Origin of the sequence: Nonomuraea sp. NPDC049625, assembly GCF_040675285.1 — a bacterium.
GTDB lineage: Bacteria > Actinomycetota > Actinomycetes > Streptosporangiales > Streptosporangiaceae > Nonomuraea > Nonomuraea angiospora_A.
Map to the genome: position 1 here is coordinate 17,340 of NZ_JBFAOQ010000020.1, position 19,225 is coordinate 36,564.

Genomic DNA, 19,225 nt, shown 5'->3' on the forward strand with positions numbered 1-19,225 from the left:
AGTCGCGCTACGGAGGTAACGCATGAAGCACATCCGACACGCAACCGTCCGCCTCGTGGGCCGGGTCCGCATGGGAGGCATGTACACCTACTGGAACTTCTGGAACTAAGAGGGCCGACGAGTGACGCACGCACCTGGTTCGGAGCGGCCCCCCGGGCCCCGAGGGCACTGGTTGTTCGGCAACACCGAGGAGTACGACCGGGACAGGAACGGTTTCCTGGAACGGTGTCACCGTGAATACGGGGACGTCTTCTCGTTCGACGCCCGCACCATCGTGGTGTCCTCACCGGATCAGGTGCATGCGTTGCTCACCAGGACCAACCGAGACTTCCTGGCCGAGAATTCGCCGCTGGCGGGAAACACGGACACCGAGCGGATGGCGGCCGACGCCGAGCTGTGGACGACGACCCGCCGCGCCGGCTGGCAGGGGCTGCACAGGAGGGTCGCGCAGGCGCACGCCGAACGCTTGCGGGAGATCTTCCTCAAGACCGTCGGTGACGGGGACATCGACGTGCTCGCCACGATGGCCGACTTCTTCGGCCGGGCGACCGCCGACTTCTGCCTGAGCGCGGACGCGGAAGGCGTGCCGGAGACGCTGGCCGAGAGCGTCGCGGCCATCGACCCCCTGTCGCGTGACTCGCTGCAGCTCCCGCCGTGGTGGCCGTCGCGCAAGGTGCGGCGCTTCGCCCGCTCCCGCAAGCGGCTCCTGGCGCTCATGACCGACATCGTGCGCCGCCGCCGCTTGGCCGGGGACTCCGCCGCCCAGGACCTCCTCGGCGTGCTGCTCGCCCCGGGCGATCAGCAGCTGTCCGACCTGCAGATCGAGCGGTTCCTGCGCGGGATCATGCTGGCCGCCCTGGGCGTCCCGGCCGCCGCGCTCACCTGGATCGTGTACGAGCTCAGCACGCGGCCCGACGTGCTGGCCCGGCTGGAGGCCGAGGCCGCGCCGGCCGGCGAGGTCCCGGTCATGGGGGACCTGCCGTACACCGAGGCGTTCGTCAAGGAGGTGCTCAGGCTGTGGCCGCCGACCTGGCTGATCGGCAGGACCGTACGTCACGACACCGAGCTCGACGGGTGGCGTCTCAAGACGGGGGATCAGGTGCTGTTCAGCCTGTATCGGCTGCATCGCGATCCGCGCTGGTGGTCCGACCCCGACCAGCTGGTGCCGGAACGGTGGCTGGAGCCTCGTGCCGCGCCCGTCAGGCACACCTACCTGCCGTTCGGCGCCGGGCCGAGGGTGTGCGTGGGGACCCAGCTCGGCATGATGCAGCTGACGCTGGCGACAGCCTGGCTGGTCAGCGGCATGAACCTGGCGCGGACGCAGGAGACGGCGATGGTGCCCGACTTCAGCGGTCTCCTGGTGCCGCGTGACCTGAGGGTCCGGCTGGAGCGGAAGGCGGTGCGGCAAGGCGCCTGATCTTCTCCTGGACGTTCCCGGCTTCGACCGCCCGGTGCTGCTTGTGGTAGAGATCGAGCGCTCGCTGCCAGGCGTCGCGGGCGGCGGCGGGCCGGCCCGTTTCGTGGTGGACGTCGCCGATGCGGACGAGGGTGTCGGCGCGCTGGTAGGCGTTTCCGAGTTCCTCGCGTAGTTCGAGGCATCGGCCGTAGTAATCGAGCGCCTGGTCATGTTGTCCCGCCCAGTGGGCGATGTAGCCGAGGCTGTCGAGGGTGGCGGATTCGCCGTTCAGGTCCTCGTGCTTCTGGAACAGCTCCAGAGCCTGCTCGCAGTACGACCGCGCCTGCGGGTAGTGGCCGAGCTTGGCGTGGCACCAGCCGGCGGCGCTGAGCGCGTTGGCCTCCCAGAGGGGGTCTCGGAGTTCGCGCTGGAGGCGCAGGGCGTTCTCCACGTGCGGGAGCGCGCGCTCGGGTGCGCCCCGCTCCAGCCAGGCGAACCCGAGGGTGTGGCTGGTGTGCGCCTGCCCGGCGAGGTCCTCCTCCTGCTCGAACAGCTCGAACGCGAGCAGCAGGTGCTCCAGGCCGTCGTCGGCCCGGGAGTCCTGCGCGTAGGCGTACCCCAGATACCAATGGGAGAAGGCCCGGGGGCCCGGCTGGCCCAGCCGCTCGGCGGCGGCCAGGGCCGTCTCCCAGGACCGGGTGCGCAGCTCGTGCTGGCACCGCTTGTGGTACGTGTCCATCGCCCACGCCAGCCGCCAGACGGCCGCGTCCAGGCCCAGCCTCTCGGCGTGCCGCTGAACGGCGATGAGGCTGGACTGCTCGTCCTCGAACCACGCCCAGGCCGACGCGGCGTCCTCGAACTCGTCCCGCACGGCCTCTCCGGAGATCCGCGCGGCGAAGGGACGGTTGGGGTTCAGCAGCCGGTCGCCGGCGCACGCGGTGAGCACGTAGGCGTCGACCAGGCGGGTCAGCGCCTCCGCCCGCTCGTGATCGGGCAGGTCGGACTGCGCGCGTTCGGAGGAGTAGAGGCGGACCAGGTCATGCGTGCGATACCGCCCGGGACGGTGCTGCTGGATCAGGTTGGCGGCTTCGAGGTGCCGCAGCGACACCCTGGTGCGGGAGGCGGGCAGGCCGGCGAGCGCGGCGGCCGACCGCAGGCTGATGTCCGGCCACGGCGCCAGACCCAGCAGCGCGAACAGCCGGGCGGTGCCGGGGTGGAGGGCCTCGTACGAGGACTTGAACGCGGCCCGCAGGTCCGCGTTCAGATCACCGGTCTGCAGGGCGTCGAGGCGGGTGGCGGGGCTGCTCAGCTCCTCGGCGAGGACCGACAGGGGAAAGCCGGGGTGCATGGCCGCGCGCGCGGAGAGCACGCTGATCGCGAGAGGGAGGCCGCCGCTGTGCTCCACGAGGGCGGCCGCGCTGTCGGGATCAGCGCCGATCCTCGATTCGCCCAGGTGGTGGCCGAGCAGGCGGCGTGTCTCGGCGGGCGTGAGGGCGTCCAGCCCGATCAGGCTCGCGCCGCGGGTGGCGTTCAGGCCCGGGAGGCGGTTGCGGCTGGTGATCACGACGACGCAGCCGGGGCTGCCGGGCAGCAGCGGCTCGACCTGTGCCACGTCGCGGGCGTTGTCGAGGACGACGAGCAGGCGGCGGTCGGCGACCAGCGACCGGTAGAACCCGGCCTGAGCCTCCTCGCCGGCCGGGATGGCCGCCGCCGGGACACCGAGAGAGCCGAGGAAATGGCGCAGCGCCACATGGGCCGGCAGGGGGTCGCTGCCCGGGTCGAACCCGTGGAGGTTGACGTAGAGCTGGCCGTCGGGGAAGAGGTCGCTGTTGTCGTGCGCCCAGTGCAGGGCCAGCGAGGTCTTCCCCATTCCCCCGGTGGCGCTGATGGCGGCGATGGCCACGCTGTTCCTGGTCCGGTCGCGGGCGAGGCGGTCCAGCTCGGCGCGTTCGCGTTCGCGGCCGACGAAGTGCGGTGGCGGAGCGGGCAACTGCCGGGGGATCGGCGAGAGCACCGGACGTGGCTGGGGTTCCGGCGTGCTGTCGGAGGTGAGGATCCGCTGGTGAAGCTGTTGCAGCTCGCGTTCGGGCTCCAGCCCCAGCTCCTCGCTGATCCGTTCGCGCAGTCTCCGGTAGACCGCCAGGGCGTCGGCGCGCCGGCCGCTGCGGTGCAGCGCGAGCATGAGCTGACCGTGCGCCGACTCGCGCAGGGGATGGTCCGCGACGACCGCGGTGAGCTCGGTGACGGCTTCGGCGTGCCTGCCCGTCGCGAGCATGGTCGAGCCCCGCTCCTCCATCGCTTCCAGCCGCAGCTCCTCGAGCCTGGCCACTTCCGCCGGGACGAAGGAGCCGTCGATCCCCACCAGCGGCGCCCCGTGCCAGAGGCCCAGCGCCTCGTCGTAGCGGGTCACCGCGGTCTCCGGGTCACCTGCGGTCGCCGCCTTGCGGGCCCGCGCCACACCGTCGAGGAACCTGGCCAGATCGAGCTGGTCGGGTGCCAGCCGCACGACGTACCCGGGCCGCTGCGTACGGATCAGCTCGTCCCCCGCGGCGGCGCACGTCTTCCTGAGGTCGGAGATCAGCATCCTGACGCGGGAGGAAGGGGAATTCGGCAGCGGCTCGCCCCACAGCGACTCCGCCAGCCGCTGGACGGACACCACGCGGTTGGCGCTCAGCAGCAGGATCGTCAGCAACGCCCCCTGCTTGCCGGTCAGGACGACGTGTCCTGTATCGGTCTGGAGCTCCACCGGGCCGAGAAGGCGGAACCTGGCCCGCGTCAGACCTTCAGAACTCACCGGCGACCTCCAGCGGAACCAGCTCCCCGACGTGAGGATAGTCGAGGCTTGATCACCGTCCCTTGGCGATCAGCCGGCCTGGCGTCATGGCAGGGAGGCGCGGCCCTCCAGCCGGGCCGGCACCCCGGGCGGTCGGTACGGCCATTCGAGGTGGCCGTCGGGCGCCATCAGGCCGAGGACCGTTTCGTAGTCCTGCGCCAGGCCCGCCCGCAACACGCGTTCGACGACCTCACGGGGCCGGTTCTCGCAGGCCGCGAAACTGCCCCCCGACGAGCTGGCGCCCGGCACGCCCGACGAGGTCGCCGACGCTCTGCTCGCCCTGCTCCACAAGCGGCTGGTCGGCGAGCCGGTCGCCTCGCTGGCCGTGCTGCGCTCGATGCTCACCCACGCCGACGCCGCCGAGGACTTCCGCGCCGCGGCCATCCGCAGGCTCGGCCAGTTCACGGCGGTCATCCCCGGCACGGACGCCGAGCTGCGCGCCGGCGTGGTCAGCGCGATCATCCACGGTGTGCTGATGGAGCGCTACCTGCTCCGGCTGGGCCCGCTGGCGGACGCCGGCTCCTGCTCGGGCTCGTCGCCCACCTCGGTGCCGTCCGGCAGGACCCTGACCTCCTCGTTGTTGATCTCATCGGTGAGATCGCACGACTGGCTGGCGAGCCCGGTCGTCGCGCTCGAGGCGCACCTGCACCACGAACTTGTCGAACCGCTTCGGCAGGTTGAACGATCTCGTGTCCCAATTCGCGCTGCAGGTCCAGCCGGCGGCGTGCGCGGGGGACGAGACGAGGACCACCCCGCCGGCCAGGGTCGCGGCGGTCACCGCCACCGCCGCGATGGCCTCGCGTCCACACTTCTGCGCGGAGCATCCGCATCGGATTCGCATTTCTCAATTGGCGCGGTGCGGTCGCCGCCGGACCTGCCGTGTTTACTTCGCTGTCATCCGGATCTTTCATTATGAAATGAGTGCGGCGCAGGCCGGTATCGGCCGCTGAATCACCGTCCAACCATGGAACCGCAGGTGGACAGGGGGATTCGGGGCGGCAGAAGCGGAGGTATGCATGGACGTGCGGCTGGACCATCTCGTCTGCTGGGTCTCCGACCAGCTCGATTCCCTGCATTTCTACGAGCAGGTTATCGGCCTGCCGGGGGTGCGGGTCGAGGCGTTTCGCGAGGGAAAGACGGCGTTTCCGAGTGTACGGATCTCGGCCGAGACCATCCTCGACCTGATGGCGTATGACGCCTCCATGGGAGTGGACGAGGGCACCGGGGTCAAGGGCAGCGCCGGGCATCCGATCAATCACTTCTGCCTGGCCGTCGGAAAGGAGGATTTCGACGAGCTGCAGGTCAGGCTGAAGCGGCACGGGGTCGAGATCACGGGCTCCGGCGTCAACTCCTTCGGCGCGCAGGGCATCGCCCCCGAGACGATGTTCTTCCCCGACCGCGACGGCAACGTGCTGGAGGTGCGCTACTACGAGTGACGGCGCAGCTTGGCCCGGGCGGCGCGGCGTACGAGGGGGCCCATGTCCTCCAGGGCCGTCACCAGGCCCGCCAGGCTCTCCAGGGCGTCGAACGCCTGGTTCGCACCGTCCGGGTCCACTCCCTCGTACAGCTCCAGGCCCACGAACGCCGCCGCCGTGGCCTTGGCCAGGCCCGCCACATCCACGAACTCCGCCAGCGGCGACTTGGCCAGCACCCTCCCCAGGGCCTGCTCGACCTCCTCGATCCACAGGTTGAGGCCGGTGGTGGTGGCCGGTGCGAGTTTGGGATCGGTCTGGCCGCCCGCGAGGACCTGCGCGAGGGCGGCGACGGTGCCCTCCGCCCGCTCCTCCGCGTGCAGCGCGCGGCCGAGATCGAGGAGCTCGCGGAGGGTGGTGACGGCGGCGAAGCGGGCGCGGTAGAGGGCGATGCGCTGCTGGGAGCCGTGCTCGACGGCGGCCGCGAGGAGCTGGTCGACACTGCCGAAGTGGTAGAAGACGAGGGCCTGGTTGACGCCCGCCGCCGCGGCGATCGTACGGGCGGAGACGCCGGCGATGCCGTGCTCCTTGAGCGTCTCCAGCGCGGCATCGAGCAGTTTGGTACGTGTGTCGGCCATCGGCATCACGTTATCGGGAACGCCGCCCTCGGGGCCGCGGTCGGAACTGTCGGTCGGGTTTGGTAGACAGGCGGGCATGGGTGTGAGCGTCGATGAGTTCCTCCAGTTGCTGGACGAGCTGCCCGGGGTCCGCATGAGCCACGGCGGCGAGTGGATCGGCCTCAAGGTCCGCGACAAGGGCTTCGGCTACCTGTGGGAGGCGACCGAGACCGTCGGGCTCAAGGCCACGATCGAGGAGCAGATCGCGCTGGTGGCCGAGCGGCCCGAGGTGTTCGAGGTGCAGTTCACGGCCGGGCGGTTCGGCTGGGTGGTGGTGCACCTCGACAAGATCGACTCTGACGAGCTGTTCGAGCTGGTGGCCGAGGCCTGGTGCCTGACCGCGCCGAAGGCGATGGTCGCCGAGTTCGAGGCCGCGCATCAAATCGGGCAGGGCGCGTTATAGGTGCATTACGGGTAATGTCGGGCATTGTGGGCGTTGTGCGCGTTCGGTTGCGGGAGTGGCGGGCGGACGACGCGCCGGTCGTGCTGAGGGCCTTCCGGGCGCCGGACCTGCGGACGCAGGCATCCTGGCCCGTCGTCACGCTCAAGGACGCCGCCGGGTGGATCACCGCCTGGCAGGGGGTGGGCCACGCGTTCGCCGTCACGGTCGAGGGCCCCGAGGGTGAGCAGGTGGTCGGAAACGTCGCGGTGTCCCGCCTCGACGAGCACGACAACGGCTGGGTGTCCTACTGGGTCCTACCCGAGGCCAGGGGGCGCGGCATCGCCGCGGCGGCCACCGGGGAGCTGGCCCGGTGGGCGTTCGGCGAGCTGGGGCTCTACCGGCTGGAGCTGGGGCACCGCGTCAACAACCCGGCGTCGTGCCGGGTCGCCACGAAGGCCGGGTTCCGGCCGGAGGGCATCGAACGCGGCAAGCTCCGTCACGACGGCGTCCGTCACGACGTCGAACGCCACGCTCGCCTGGCCACAGATCCCCCGCTCCAGACCGGCGAGTGACGCTGAGCTGGCCGCGTCGCGCTATTGTCCGCATGCATGCTCGACCCGATGGCGGCACCTGCCATGGCTCCGAGCATGCAGCCCGTTGTCCGCACGATGGTCCGGAGGCACGCCGGCGTGGCGCGATCACGCTCAGACATTCGTGGGTGGTACTGGTGGGCGCTGGTCGCCACGATCGTGCTCGTGCCGTCCTGCTGCATCGCCCTGGCCGTGTTCTTCGTCTCGGAGGGACTGGAGAACGCCGACCGGTGGGCCAGCGTCGGGGGCTTCTCCGTCAGCGTCCTCGTCGCCGCCGCGGCCTCGATCGGCTGGTTACGGCAGCGCGCCAAGGAAGTGGGCGACCTCGGCACCCTCGACGAGGCCGAGCCGGCGGCGGACGTCGAGGCCGCGCGCGCCGATCGGCTGGCCGCCAGGGTCCGGCAGGTGTGGGAGTCGGAGGAGTTACGGCAACGCCTGCTCGACCCGCAGCCGCTGCCCGTCTCGTGGCGCACGCTCGGCCCGCCGGTCAGCGATCACTGGCGGGTCATCGGGGGCGACGACACACCCGTCGACCTCGACGGCACCCTGGACGATCTCTACCAGACCTTCCACACCAAGCTCCCCAGCATGCGCCTGGTCGCGCTCGGCGAGCCGGGCGCCGGCAAGACCTCCCTGGTCATGCGCTTCGTTCTGGCCTGCCTGGCGGCCCGCGACAAGTCAGGCGACCCGGCCGCGCCCGTGCCGGTGATCCTGAGACTGTCGACCTGGAGTCCGTCGGACAAGTCGCTGCGCGCCTGGATCTACTCACGCCTCCGCGAGGACTACGCCTTCGACGAGCCTCTGGGCACGGACCGCCTGCTGCTCGTCCTCGACGGGCTCGACGAGATGCGGCAAGCCGATCGCGAGACAGCCCTGACCAAGATCAACGCCGCGTTCGGCTCCACTCGTCCGGTCCTCCTGACCAGCCGTACCGGCGAATATCTGGCCACCATCGACTCCAGGGAGGCCGATGTCCTGACCGCCGCGGCCGTGATCGAGCTCAGGCCGCTCGACGCCGTCGCCGTCCGCGACTACCTGACCGTCACCACGAAGCCCGCCCGGCTCGCCGAGTGGGACGGTGTGTTCGCGCAACTGGCCGCGCATCCGGACGGAGAGCTCGCCCGCGGGCTCTCCACTCCTCTGGCCCTGTCGCTGGCCCGGGTCACCTACGCCGAGCGCGCCGCCGACCCGGACGACCTGCTCGCCTTCACGAGCAGGCGTGAGGTGGAGGCCCACCTCCTGACGCAGATCGTTCCCGCGCTCTATTCGGACCCGTCAGGGCATCCGAGCTCGCCCTGGCGCGCGAACGACGTGCACAGGTGGCTCACCTTCCTCGCCCGCCATTTCCGCACTCAAGGCATCTCCGGGGCGGCCTTGGGGGACAGGGTCGCGCCTGTGGCGAGCAGCGTGATCACCGGTCTCGTGGCCGGTCTGGGCACCGGCGCGGCATTCGGCCTCGCGGCGGACGCCTCTCTGGGCGCCATCGCAGGTACGGCCATGGCGCTGGGCATCTTGGGTTACTACGCCTTCGCCAACACGGTTCCGGAGCGTAGGAGCCAGTGGGGGGCATGGGCCGCCGCGGCGGTGTGCTTCGCCGCCGTTCACTGGTACCTCGCGGCGGGAGACAGCCTGCCGGCCGGTGCCGCGAGCGGCATCGCGGCGGTGGCCGCGCTCTGGGTCCTCACGGTGTTGTCGCCTGCCCTGATCGCTCTTCAGGCGGTGATCCTCTCTTTCGCCGTCACGCTCGGGATCATCGGTGGGCCCGCCGCCTCGCCGTACGCGCTCGCCCTGGCGGCGCTGGCCGTGGTCGTCTTCATGACGATTCTGCAGACTTCCCGCACGAGCTTCGTCGTGGCGCGCATCTTGCTCGCCGCGACCGGCCGGCTGCCATGGGATGTGACGGCGCTCCTGGAGGACGGCTACCAACGAGGTGTGTTCCGGAAAGTGGGCGGCCTGTACTACTTCCGACACGACCTCCTGAGAGTGCGGCTGGCCCACCCGCACCGCTCTTAGTGCACGGGCAACAGCGGGACGAATGGCCACCTGCCGCCCCGCTGATCTACCCTTTCTTGGTGGACAGCGAGAGCCTGGCCGCAGCCGGTCTCCTGGAAGCCCTGAGCCGGGCGTCAGGGATGCTCGCGGAATTACGTCACCCGTTCGCCAGAAGCGAGCCCTTCTCCTATTTCCTCCCGCCCGCGGGCGCCCGCGTCGGCACCGGCCTCACGCTGCCCGACGGCCGCGAGGTCCGTTTCGAGATCTCCATCGCCGTCTTCGCCGGCGCCTTCCACATCGAGGGGTCGATCACCGCGGAGGACGAGACGCTGTTCGAGCTCCCGCGCAAGAGCGTGCCGGACATCCACGACGCCCTGGCCGTGCTGGACGACTACGCGGGGGAGGTGGTGGCCCCGGCGGGGCGGCTGATCGACCAGCAACTGGACGAAATTGTCTAATTGTCAGACAATGGCGAGCATGAGAAACGGACCACTCGCCGTTGTCGCTGCCTCCGTGCTCTGGGGCACGGCCGGGACGGCAGGACTGCTCGTCTCCGCCGACTCCGTCGCGCTGGCCGCCGCGCGGCTGGTCATCGGGGGGACGGCGCTCGCGCTCGTGGCCGGGGCCGGCGTCAGGAAGGCGATCAGGCCGGGCCTGCTGCTGGCCGCCGTCGCGGTGGCCGCGTACCAGCTGTGCTTCTTCGCCGCCGTCGGCCGCACGGGGGTCGCCATCGGCACCGTGGTGGCAATCGGGAGCGGGCCCGTCTTCACGGGGCTGCTGTCCTGGCTCCTCCACGGTCACCGGCCGAGCGGGCGGTGGGCCATGGCGACCGCGGCGGCCATCTGCGGGTGCGCCGCGGTCATCGTGGGAGGCGGGGCCGAGGCCGGCGGGCAGACGGTCTCGGGAGTGCTGTTCGCGCTGCTCGGCGGCCTGGTCTACGCCTTCTACGCGGTCATGGCGGCCCGGGCGATCAGCCGCGGGACCGAGTCCAACGCGGTCATGGGGGTCATGTTCGGCGGCGCGGCACTGATCATGCTGCCCGTCCTGCTGGCGAACGGCGTCGCCTGGATGGGCGAGCCGCGCGGGCTGCTCGCCGTCGTCTACCTGGGCCTCGGCACCACGGCCCTGTCCTATTTCCTGTACGGCAGGGGCCTGCGGACCACGCCGGTGGCCACGGCCGCCACGCTGGCCCTGGCGGAGCCGGCCGTCGCGGCGCTGCTCGGCCTGGTGGTGCTCGGCGAGCGGCTGGCCCCGATCTCGATCGCGGGCCTGGTGCTCCTCGCGCTGAGCCTGGTGGCCGTGGCGATCCCGGAGAAAGTACGCGAGCAAGAGCTTGTGCCGGAAAGGGAGCTAGAGTCGCAGCCGTGACGTTGCCGCTCAGACCCGTCTCCACCGTCGGCGCGCTCGCCGACGCCCTGCGCGGCAGGGTGCTGTCCGGCGAGATCCCGCCTGGCACCCCGTTGCCCGAGCAGGAGATCGCCGCCTCGTACGGCGTCGCCAGGCCGACCGTGCGGGAAGCGCTGGCGAGCCTCGTCCACGAGGGGCTGCTGAGACGCGAGCGCAACCGCAGCGCTTATGTCCCCGAGGTGACGCTTTCGGACCTCGACGATCTCATGTACGTCCGCAGGCCGCTCGAAGACCTCATGGCGCAGGCCGTGGCCGGGCAGCGGGTTCCCGGGGCGGAGGCCGCACTGCACCGGATGGCGGCCCTGCCCGCCGACGCGCCCTGGTCGGAGTGCGTGGCCGAGCACATGGCGATGCACCAGGCGCTGATCGAGGCCGTGGGGAGCCCCCGGCTCGAACGGCTCTACGGAGTCCTGGCCGCGGAGACGCGGCTCGGGACGGTGCGGCTCCGGGAGGTCTACACGGACCGGGACGTCCTGGTGCGCGAGCATCGCGAGCTGCTCGACGCCATCGCCGACGGCCCGGAGGACGCGGCCAGGGCGGCGGTGGCCGCGCATCTCAGCCACTCGTGGGGCGGTCACTGACGGGGTCAACCGCACCATTGTGTGCGAACCCTTGCGGGACAGCCCCTGAACTCGCAAGAATCGCGCCCATGCACGGCAATCCGATGCCGGACTCCTACGTATATGTCACGGAAGAGGGCGTCACCCGTCACTACGCGGACGGTAGCGTCGAGGCTCTCGCCTGGGAGGACGTGGTGGAGGTCCGTGTCGTCACCGAAGCCGAAGCCGGGGAGGACGTCCTCTACATCCTGCTCGACCGCGACGGCGACGGTTGTGTCGTGCCGCGTTCGGCCACGGACGCCACCTTCCTGGCGCGGCTGCGCTATCTGCCGGACTTCGACCTCGATCGGCTGGCCCTGGCCGCCGACTCCGCGCGTGACGGGGTTGTGGTCGTCTGGCGCAGTCCTGACCCGCCGTCCGCATTGCCGGATCTGGAGTACGACTAGCGGCTTGATTCGGCGGCAACCTGCCGAAATTCCACCGTAAACCGTACATTTTGCCAGCTAGACCGCTGCACTTATGGATCGTTCCGTCAAGCCCTTCAGCTGCTGAGCCCTCGTCCGATTGTGGACATTGGACGTTATTCCCCGTACCGGAATCGATCTTTACTCTTTAGTGGGGGCCGCCGCCCTTGATTGTGCGTGGGACATGTCAACCCATGTGGTTCAAGGAACGTCCTGTTATCGCGGTGCACAAGAGTTCTCAGGGTGGTGCTATGAGGGTGGGGACTGGGGAGTCCGTTGTCGTGCTCCTCGGGGCCGTGCCACGCCGCGCGTCGAGCATCTGGACGCGCGCGTACCTACGGCTCCTGTTAGGCGGTGATACGACATGCGCACTGCTGGCATGCGTATGCGTGCTGAGCATCAGGCTCATCGCCGGGGTGTTCATTCCGTGGGTCGAGTTCATGCTCGGACTCGGCCTGATCGTCGCCTGGCCCGTCGCGCTCATGATGGGCGGCGCGTACCGGCAGCGTGCCAACGGCGAGGGAACGGACGAGTTCAAGGCCGTCTTCAACGGCGGTGTCGGCCTGATGGCGACCGTCGCCATCCTGGCCTACGCGACGCAGACCGCGGTCGCCCGCAGTTTCGTGATGGCGATGCTGCCGCTGGCGCTGCTGTCCACGCTGTACTTCCGCTACCGGATGCGTAAGCGTCTCCACCGAAGGAGGGCGGTGGGCGACTACATGCGTCAGGTGATCGCGGTCGGGCACCGGGAGTCGATTCTCGACCTGGTGATGCAGTTCAGGCGGCAGCCGCACCACGGAATGCAGGTGGTGGGAGCCTGCCTTCCGGACAGCGCGATGGACATCGACCTCGACGGCATCCCCGTGCTCGGCTCCTTCGGCGACGTGGCCACGGTGGTCGAGCGCGTGCAGGCCGACGCCGTGGCCGTGCTGGCCTGCCCGGAGCTGGACGGGGCCGCGCTTCGCCGGCTGGCCTGGAGCCTGGAGACCGCGCGCACCGACCTTTTCGTAGCCCCCGCACTCATGGACGTGGCCGGGCCGCGCATCAGCATCAGGCCGGTCGCGGGGATGCCGCTCCTGCACCTGGAGCACCCCGAGTTCGACGGCACCAAGCAGGTCGCGAAGACCGTCTTCGACCGCCTGGTCGCCGCCGCCGCCCTGCTGCTCCTGGCGCTGCCGCTGCTGGCCATCGCGCTGGTGATCCGCCTCACCAGCCAGGGGCCGGCGCTGTTCCACCAGATCAGGGTCGGCAAAGGCGGCAAAGAGTTCCATGTAGTGAAATTTCGTACGATGGTGGTTGATGCGGAGCGGCTCAAGAGCGCACTTCTGGAAGCGAACGAGTTCGACGGCGTGCTCTTCAAGATTAGGAACGATCCAAGAATCACGCGGGTAGGCGCTTTCCTGCGGAAATACTCGCTCGACGAGCTGCCCCAGCTGCTGAACGTGCTCCGAGGAGAGATGTCCCTGGTCGGCCCCCGCCCGCCGCTGCCGGAGGAGGTGGGCCAGTACGGCGCCGACGTCCGCCGCCGGCTGGTGGTCAAGCCGGGCATGACCGGGCTCTGGCAGGTCAGCGGCCGCTCCAACCTGAGCTGGGAGGAGTCCGTACGCCTCGACCTGCGGTACGTGGAGAACTGGTCGCTCATCCTCGACCTGCAGATCCTCTGGAAGACCTGGTCCGTCGTCACCCGTGGAGAAGGGGCTTACTAGCGGTGAAAGCACTCGTGCTCGCCGGGGGGTCGGGCACACGGCTCCGGCCCATCACGCACACTTCGGCCAAGCAGTTGGTGCCGGTCGCGAACAAGCCGGTCCTCTTCTACGGGCTGGAGGCGATCGCGGCGGCGGGGATCAGGGAGCTCGGCCTGGTGGTCGGCGACACCCACGCGGAGATCGAGTCCGCCGTGGGGGACGGCTCGGCCTTCGGGCTGCAGGTCACGTACCTGCGGCAGGAGGCCCCGCTCGGGCTCGCGCACGGCGTGCTGATCGCCAGGGAGTTCCTGGGCGACGAGGACTTCGTCATGTACCTGGGCGACAACTTCGTGGTGGGCGGCATCAACGACCTGGTGGACAGGTTCGCCCGCGAGCGGCCCGCCGCCCAGATCATGCTCACCAGGGTCGGCGACCCGCGCCAGTTCGGGGTGGCCGAGCTCGACGCCTCCGGCCGGGTGGTCGGCCTGGAGGAGAAGCCCGCCCGCCCCAAGAGCGACCTGGCGCTGGTCGGCGTCTACCTGTTCAGCCCGGCCGTCCACGAGGCGGTGGCCGAGCTCAAGCCGTCGTGGCGGGGCGAGCTGGAGATCACCGACGCGATCCAGTGGCTGATCGAGGCGGGCCTGCGCGTCGAGTCCTCGGTGATCTCCGGCTACTGGAAGGACACCGGCAACGTCACCGACATGCTGGAGGTCAACCGGCTGGTCCTGGAGTCGGTCGAGCCCAGCGTACGCGGGCAGGTGGACGACGCCAGCGAGCTGGTGGGCCGGGTGGTCGTCGCGGAGGGGGCCGTGGTCGAGCGGTCCAGGATCGTCGGCCCGGTGATCATCGGCCACGGCGCGCGGATCCGTGACAGCTACGTCGGCCCCTTCACCTCCATCGGCGCCGACTGCGCCGTCACCGGCAGCGAGATCGAGTATTCGATCGTGCTGCCCAGGGCCTCCATCGCCGGGGTCGGCCGCATCGAGTCGTCGCTGATCGGCCACGACGTCGAGGTCACCCCCGCGCCCAACACGCCCAGAGCCCACCGTCTCGTGCTGGGCGATCACAGCAAGGTACAGATCAGTTCATGACCCGGATCCTGGTGACGGGCGGTGCGGGCTTCATCGGCTCGCACTTCGTCCGCAATCTGCACGATATGTACGTCACGGTGCTGGACAAGCTCACGTATGCCGGCAACCGGGCCAACCTTGAGGGAGTGCGGCACGAGTTCGTGCACGGGGACATCTGCGACGCCGAGCTGCTCAGGAGCGTCGTCCCCGGCCACGACCTCGTGGTGAACTTCGCGGCCGAGTCGCACGTGGACCGTTCGATCGAGGGCGCGGCCGAGTTCATGCGCACCAACGCGCTGGGCACCCAGACCCTCCTCCAGGCGTGCCTGGAGGCCGGGGTGCCGAAGATGGTCCAGGTGTCGACCGACGAGGTGTACGGGTCGATCGACATCGGCTCGTGGGACGAGGACGCGCCGCTGCGCCCGCGCTCGCCGTACGCGGCCTCGAAGGCCGCCGGCGACCTGATCGCCCGGGCCTACGCGATCACCTACGGCATGAACGTCTCGATCACCAGGTGCGGCAACAACTACGGGCCGGGACAGTACCCGGAGAAGCTCATCCCGCTGTTCCTGACGAACCTGATGCGCGGCCGGAAGGTCCCCCTGTACGGCGACGGCGGCAACGTCCGCGACTGGATCCACGTCGCGGACCACTGCGCCGGCATCCGGCTGGTCGCCGAGAAGGGGGAGCCGGGCGAGGTCTACAACATCGCGGGCACGGCCGAGCTGACGAACAAGGAGCTGACCGGCCGCCTGCTCCAGGCCTGCGGCAGGGGCTGGGACGCGGTCGAGTACGTCGAGGACCGCAAGGGCCACGACCGCAGGTACTCGATGGACGACGCGAAGCTGCGGGCGCTCGGCTACCGGCCGGAGATCCCGTTCGAGCAGGGGCTGAAGGACACCGTCCGCTGGTACGCCGAGCACCGGGACCGGTGGACCTCGTGATCGATCGGTTGCGCCGGGAGGCGGCATGAGGTGGCTCATCACGGGCGCCGGCGGCATGCTCGCCGCCGACGTCCTGGACAGGGCGGCATTGACGGGGGAGCCGGTGCTCGCGCTCGGGCGGGCCGAGCTGGACCTGCGCGACAGGCGCGCGGTGCGTGACTTCGTGTCCGCCTACCGGCCGAGAGTCGTGATCAACTGCGCCGGCTGGACCGCGGTGGACGACGCCGAGGCAAGCGAGGCGGAGGCGCTGGCGGTCAACGGGCATGCCGTGCGCTGGCTGGCCGAGGCCTGCGACCTGGCGGGGGCGCGGCTGGTGCACGTCTCCACCGACTACGTCTTCGACGGGGACGGCGTGGTGCCGTACGCGGAGGACGCGCCGACGGGGCCGATCAACGCGTACGGGCGGACCAAGCTCGCCGGGGAGTACGCGGCGCTGGAGCACGGGCACTACGTGGTGCGCAGCGCCTGGCTCTACGGCGCGGGCGGCGCGAACTTCGTGTCGACCATGATCCGGCTGGCGGCCGAGCGGCCCACGGTCGACGTGGTCGACGACCAGCACGGCCAGCCGACCTGGGCGGCCGACCTGGCGGACTATCTCGTCCGGCTGGCCCGGTCGGACCTGCCGCCGGGCGTCTACCACGGCACCAGCGCGGGCGAGACCACCTGGTGCGGGTTCGCCAAGGAGATCTTCAGCCTGCTCGGCGCCGACCCGGACCGCGTGCGCCCGGTGACCAGCGAGGCCTTCCCCCGCCCGGCCAAGCGGCCGGCCTACAGCGTGCTCGCGCACGCCCGGGGGGAGCCGATCCGGCACTGGCAGGCGGCGCTGCACGCGGCCTGGCCGGTGCTGATGCGTGGACGCCGGTGCAGCGTCGTCTGAGGGACTCGATGCTGTGGCTCATGGTCGCGGGCCTCGCCGGGTGGGCGGGCCTGCGCCTGTGCGGATGGGAGCCGAAGTTCGTCTGGTCCCAGCTCGTGTCGTTCACGCCGTACGCGGCCGTGCTCGCGCTGGTGCCGCTGGGGTTCGCGGTCTTCTTACGCTCCGGGGCGCTGCTGGCGGCCGCGCTCGTCGTGACCGTCGCCTTCGCGGTCATCGTGCTGCCGCGCGCGATCCCGGAGGGCAACCCGCCCGCCGGCGGCCCGGTGCTGCGGGTGATGGCCGTCAACCTGCTGCACTCTTCCGTGCTGCCGCCCGACCTGGTCGACGCGGTCGAGCGCGAGCGGCCGGACGTGCTGCACCTGCTGGAGTTCACCGACCTGATGCGGCAACGGGTGGAGGAGCTCGGGCTGGGGCGGCTGCTGCCGTACAAGATCGTCCTGCCGGGGGAGGACTCCCAGGGAGCGGCGATCTACTCGCGTTACCCGCTGCGGCCGGGGGACGCGCCGATCGCGGCCCCCGCCTTCGTGGAGAGCCCGCGCCACCTTCCCGCCGTCGTCACCCTGCCGGGCGGGCGGGAGGTGGACCTCGTCGCGGTCCACGCGTGCGCGCCCTCCGAAGGCTGGCGTACGGCGTGCTGGGCGTCGAGCATCCGGGCGCTGCCACCCGCCGGAGGACGCCTGCGGGTGCTGGCCGGGGACTTCAACTCCACCCTGGACCACGCGGTGCTGCGCGACCTGATCGCCACCGGCTACCGGGACGCCGCCGACGTCACCGGCAAGGGGCTGGCCATGACCTGGCCCTATTACCAGCAGCCGCGGTTGTTCCCGAAGGTGGCCATCGATCATGTGCTGGCCGACCCCCGGATCGCGATCCGGAGCTTTCAGACCCTGCGGATGCCCCGGACGGACCATCGCGCGACGCTCACCGAGCTGGTCCTCCCGTGATGTCACGTTTCCGGAGCCGGAACCGATATGTCATGGACACCCAGGGGGATGGATGACGAGGTTGCCGGAGCAGGCCTCCAGGAAGACCATACTCGGCACCACACTGGACGCCCTCACCATGCGTCAGGTGATCGCGCGGTGCGTGGCGGCGGTCTCGGAGAACAGGAGGCTCACCATCGGCGTGGTGAACGCCGCCAAGGTGGTCAACATGCGTACGGACGCCGCGTTACGGCAGTCCGTGGTCGACAGCGATCTCGTGCTGGCCGACGGGCAGGCGGTGGTCTGGGCGGCGCGGATGCTCGGTCACCGGCTTCCCGAGCGGGTGGCGGGCATCGACCTGTTCACGGAGCTGATGGCCGAGGGGCACCGGCGCGGCTACCGCGCCTATTTCCTGGGCGCGACCGACGAGGTGCTGGCCCGGGTGCTGGCAGAGGTACGGCTGCGCTATCCGGGGCTGGGCATCGCCGGTTCGCGCAACGGATATTTCCCGGTGGAGGACTCGGCCGAGGTCGCCGCCGAGATCGCCGAATCCCATGCCGACCTGCTGTTCCTCGGCATCACCTCGCCGAAGAAGGAGATCTTCATCCGCGAGTGGGGCGAGAGCACCCGGGCGCGGATCATCCACGGCGTGGGCGGCTCGTTCGACGTGCTGGCCGGGCACACCCGCAGGGCGCCGGTGCGCTGGCAGCGCCTGGGCCTGGAATGGCTCTACCGCATGCTGCAGGAGCCGTTGCGGCTCGGTCCGCGCTACGTGCGGACCAACGGCAGATTCCTGCTCCTGGTGCTCCGGGAGCGGGCCGGTGTCAAACGCAGGATCGAGGAGACGACGTGACGGATCACCGGATCGCTCTGCTGAGCTCCGGACACCAGGACTTCGTGATGGGCATGGTGGACCTGTCCGTGCGCGGGCTGCCGCCGGGCTACGCCGACGGCGAGTTCGTGTTCACCCGCCGGGGCCGCCAGAACGACGACGGGACGTGGACGGCGGTGCCGGAAGGGCGCAGCATCCGTTACTCGGCGATCGTCGCGCTCGGCGTGGGGACCCTGACGGAGCAGCGGCAGCGGGCGGCCCTGGCCGGTGACAGCCTCCTCGACCTGGTGGGCAACCTGATCAAACGGCTGCCGGAGGTGACGGGGGCCGGCGACGCCGCGCTGATCTGCTGGGCGGCCGCCGAGGCCGGGCACACCGATCTGGATCTGGCGCTGAGCCGGCTCGCGGAGCTGGACGCGGGCGGCCCGATCTACACCGTCGAGGCGGCGTGGGCGCTGGCCGCCCTGGTCGCGGCCGGCGTGACCGACGGCCGGGCCGAGCGCGCCCGTGAGCGGCTGCTGGCCGGGCTGGCGGGCAACCGGCTCTACCCGCACGCGCTCGGCAAGGGGGCGCTGGTCCCCCGGTACCGCGCCCACGTCGGCTGCTTCGCCGACCAGGTCTACCCGCTGCAGGCGCTGGCCAGGCTGCACGCCGCCACCGGCGACGCCGAGGCGCTGCGCGCGGCCGAGCAGGTGGCGGAGGGCATCTGCCACGCGCAGGGCCCGCAGGGGGAGTGGTGGTGGCACTACGACGCCCGTACCGGGTCGGTGGTCGAGGGCTATCCGGTCTACAGCGTCCATCAGCTGTCGATGGGGCCGATGGCACTGCTCGACCTGGCCGACGCGGGGGGCACCGCCTACGTGGCGGAGATCTCCAAGGGCCTCGACTGGATGATCGAGCGGCCGTCCTTCGTGCTCGAGGAGCTCGCTCTGACGTGGCGCAAGGAGGCCAGGGCGGATCCCCGCAAACTGGTGCGCGGGGTGCGGGCCGTGGCGACGGGGGTGCATCAGGGGATGCGCCTCGGCGTGCTGGACCGGATCTATCCGCCGGTCGCCGTCGATCGGGAGTGCCGGCCGTACGAACTGGGGTGGCTGCTTTATGCGTGGCTGTCCACTTGTGGACAGCCCTCGTGACTTCCGCCTGATTCGGTGCGATAGATCGAGTTCAGGGCTCGGGGGAGT

Annotated in this window: 20 protein-coding genes; 17 read left to right on the forward strand and 3 right to left on the reverse strand. The window is 70.6% G+C overall.

Translation table 11 applies throughout. The features are described 5' to 3' along the window. The first annotated feature begins 121 nt into the window (after positions 1-121). Positions 122-1,417, forward strand: a complete 1,296-nt coding sequence (locus AB0J87_RS53140; protein ID WP_363981135.1) for a cytochrome P450 — start codon at positions 122-124, stop codon at positions 1,415-1,417. On the opposite strand, the gene AB0J87_RS53145 is transcribed toward AB0J87_RS53140, so the two are convergent. Both AB0J87_RS53145 and AB0J87_RS53150 read right to left on the reverse strand, forming a co-directional pair. After that, a complete protein-coding gene (locus AB0J87_RS53145; RefSeq protein WP_363981138.1) occupies positions 1,347-4,190 on the reverse strand; it encodes a BTAD domain-containing putative transcriptional regulator in 2,844 nt (947 codons plus the stop codon). The two genes, AB0J87_RS53140 and AB0J87_RS53145, sit on opposite strands and share 71 nt — an antisense overlap. Before the next feature lie 84 nt (positions 4,191-4,274). After that, complete coding sequence (locus AB0J87_RS53150) at positions 4,275-4,574, reverse strand: hypothetical protein (RefSeq protein ID WP_363981141.1); 300 nt, start codon at positions 4,572-4,574, stop codon at positions 4,275-4,277. Between AB0J87_RS53150 and AB0J87_RS53155 the strand changes: the two genes are divergently transcribed. Together AB0J87_RS53155 and AB0J87_RS53160 are read left to right on the forward strand one after the other, a co-directional pair. Then, positions 4,567-5,145 (forward strand): hypothetical protein, encoded by a 579-nt coding sequence (locus AB0J87_RS53155; RefSeq protein ID WP_363981144.1) that lies wholly within the window; start codon positions 4,567-4,569, stop codon positions 5,143-5,145. The two genes, AB0J87_RS53150 and AB0J87_RS53155, sit on opposite strands and share 8 nt — an antisense overlap. 100 nt (positions 5,146-5,245) lie before the next feature. Continuing rightward, complete coding sequence (locus AB0J87_RS53160; protein ID WP_363981147.1) at positions 5,246-5,665, forward strand: VOC family protein; 420 nt, start codon at positions 5,246-5,248, stop codon at positions 5,663-5,665. On the opposite strand, the gene AB0J87_RS53165 is transcribed toward AB0J87_RS53160, so the two are convergent. After that, positions 5,656-6,279 carry a TetR family transcriptional regulator gene (locus AB0J87_RS53165; protein WP_363981150.1) on the reverse strand — a complete coding sequence of 208 codons (624 nt, stop codon included), beginning with the start codon at positions 6,277-6,279 and terminating at the stop codon, positions 5,656-5,658. The two genes, AB0J87_RS53160 and AB0J87_RS53165, sit on opposite strands and share 10 nt — an antisense overlap. 76 nt (positions 6,280-6,355) lie before the next feature. Between AB0J87_RS53165 and AB0J87_RS53170 the strand changes: the two genes are divergently transcribed. The 14 genes from AB0J87_RS53170 (at position 6,356) to AB0J87_RS53235 (ending at position 19,177) form a co-directional block, all read left to right on the forward strand. Continuing rightward, positions 6,356-6,721 carry an MmcQ/YjbR family DNA-binding protein gene (locus AB0J87_RS53170; RefSeq protein WP_350733490.1) on the forward strand — a complete coding sequence of 122 codons (366 nt, stop codon included), beginning with the start codon at positions 6,356-6,358 and terminating at the stop codon, positions 6,719-6,721. Positions 6,722-6,756: 35 nt separating this feature from the next. Further along, on the forward strand, positions 6,757-7,272 hold the full coding sequence (locus AB0J87_RS53175; RefSeq protein WP_363981154.1) for a GNAT family protein: 516 nt from the start codon (positions 6,757-6,759) through the stop codon (positions 7,270-7,272). A 75-nt stretch (positions 7,273-7,347) separates the two neighbouring features. Continuing rightward, on the forward strand, positions 7,348-9,303 hold the full coding sequence (locus tag AB0J87_RS53180; protein WP_363981157.1) for an NACHT domain-containing protein: 1,956 nt from the start codon (positions 7,348-7,350) through the stop codon (positions 9,301-9,303). 59 nt (positions 9,304-9,362) lie between these two features. Further along, a complete protein-coding gene (locus AB0J87_RS53185) occupies positions 9,363-9,740 on the forward strand; it encodes a hypothetical protein (protein WP_363981160.1) in 378 nt (125 codons plus the stop codon). A 19-nt stretch (positions 9,741-9,759) separates the two neighbouring features. After that, entirely contained in the window at positions 9,760-10,650 is an 891-nt protein-coding gene (locus tag AB0J87_RS53190; RefSeq protein ID WP_363981163.1) for an EamA family transporter, read from the forward strand. After that, positions 10,647-11,270, forward strand: coding sequence for a GntR family transcriptional regulator (locus tag AB0J87_RS53195; protein ID WP_363981166.1), 624 nt, complete (start codon positions 10,647-10,649; stop codon positions 11,268-11,270). The genes AB0J87_RS53190 and AB0J87_RS53195 overlap by 4 nt, the downstream gene beginning before the upstream one ends. A 68-nt stretch (positions 11,271-11,338) precedes the next feature. Continuing rightward, on the forward strand, positions 11,339-11,695 hold the full coding sequence (locus AB0J87_RS53200) for a hypothetical protein (RefSeq protein ID WP_350733499.1): 357 nt from the start codon (positions 11,339-11,341) through the stop codon (positions 11,693-11,695). 269 nt (positions 11,696-11,964) lie between these two features. After that, positions 11,965-13,419: a sugar transferase gene (locus tag AB0J87_RS53205; RefSeq protein ID WP_363981170.1), complete on the forward strand. Its 1,455-nt coding sequence runs from the start codon at positions 11,965-11,967 to the stop codon at positions 13,417-13,419. 2 nt (positions 13,420-13,421) lie between these two features. After that, positions 13,422-14,489: a glucose-1-phosphate thymidylyltransferase gene (locus AB0J87_RS53210; protein WP_350733503.1), complete on the forward strand. Its 1,068-nt coding sequence runs from the start codon at positions 13,422-13,424 to the stop codon at positions 14,487-14,489. After that, entirely contained in the window at positions 14,486-15,412 is a 927-nt protein-coding gene (gene rfbB, locus AB0J87_RS53215) for a dTDP-glucose 4,6-dehydratase (protein WP_363981174.1), read from the forward strand. The genes AB0J87_RS53210 and rfbB overlap by 4 nt, the downstream gene beginning before the upstream one ends. Positions 15,413-15,437: 25 nt before the next feature. Then, complete coding sequence (gene rfbD, locus AB0J87_RS53220) at positions 15,438-16,289, forward strand: dTDP-4-dehydrorhamnose reductase (protein WP_363981177.1); 852 nt, start codon at positions 15,438-15,440, stop codon at positions 16,287-16,289. After that, positions 16,274-17,233 (forward strand): endonuclease/exonuclease/phosphatase family protein, encoded by a 960-nt coding sequence (locus AB0J87_RS53225; RefSeq protein WP_363981180.1) that lies wholly within the window; start codon positions 16,274-16,276, stop codon positions 17,231-17,233. Before rfbD ends, AB0J87_RS53225 begins: the two co-directional genes overlap by 16 nt. Before the next feature lie 52 nt (positions 17,234-17,285). After that, positions 17,286-18,065: a WecB/TagA/CpsF family glycosyltransferase gene (locus AB0J87_RS53230; protein ID WP_363981183.1), complete on the forward strand. Its 780-nt coding sequence runs from the start codon at positions 17,286-17,288 to the stop codon at positions 18,063-18,065. Then, complete coding sequence (locus AB0J87_RS53235) at positions 18,062-19,177, forward strand: hypothetical protein (protein WP_363981186.1); 1,116 nt, start codon at positions 18,062-18,064, stop codon at positions 19,175-19,177. The genes AB0J87_RS53230 and AB0J87_RS53235 overlap by 4 nt, the downstream gene beginning before the upstream one ends. Positions 19,178-19,225 lie beyond the last annotated feature (48 nt).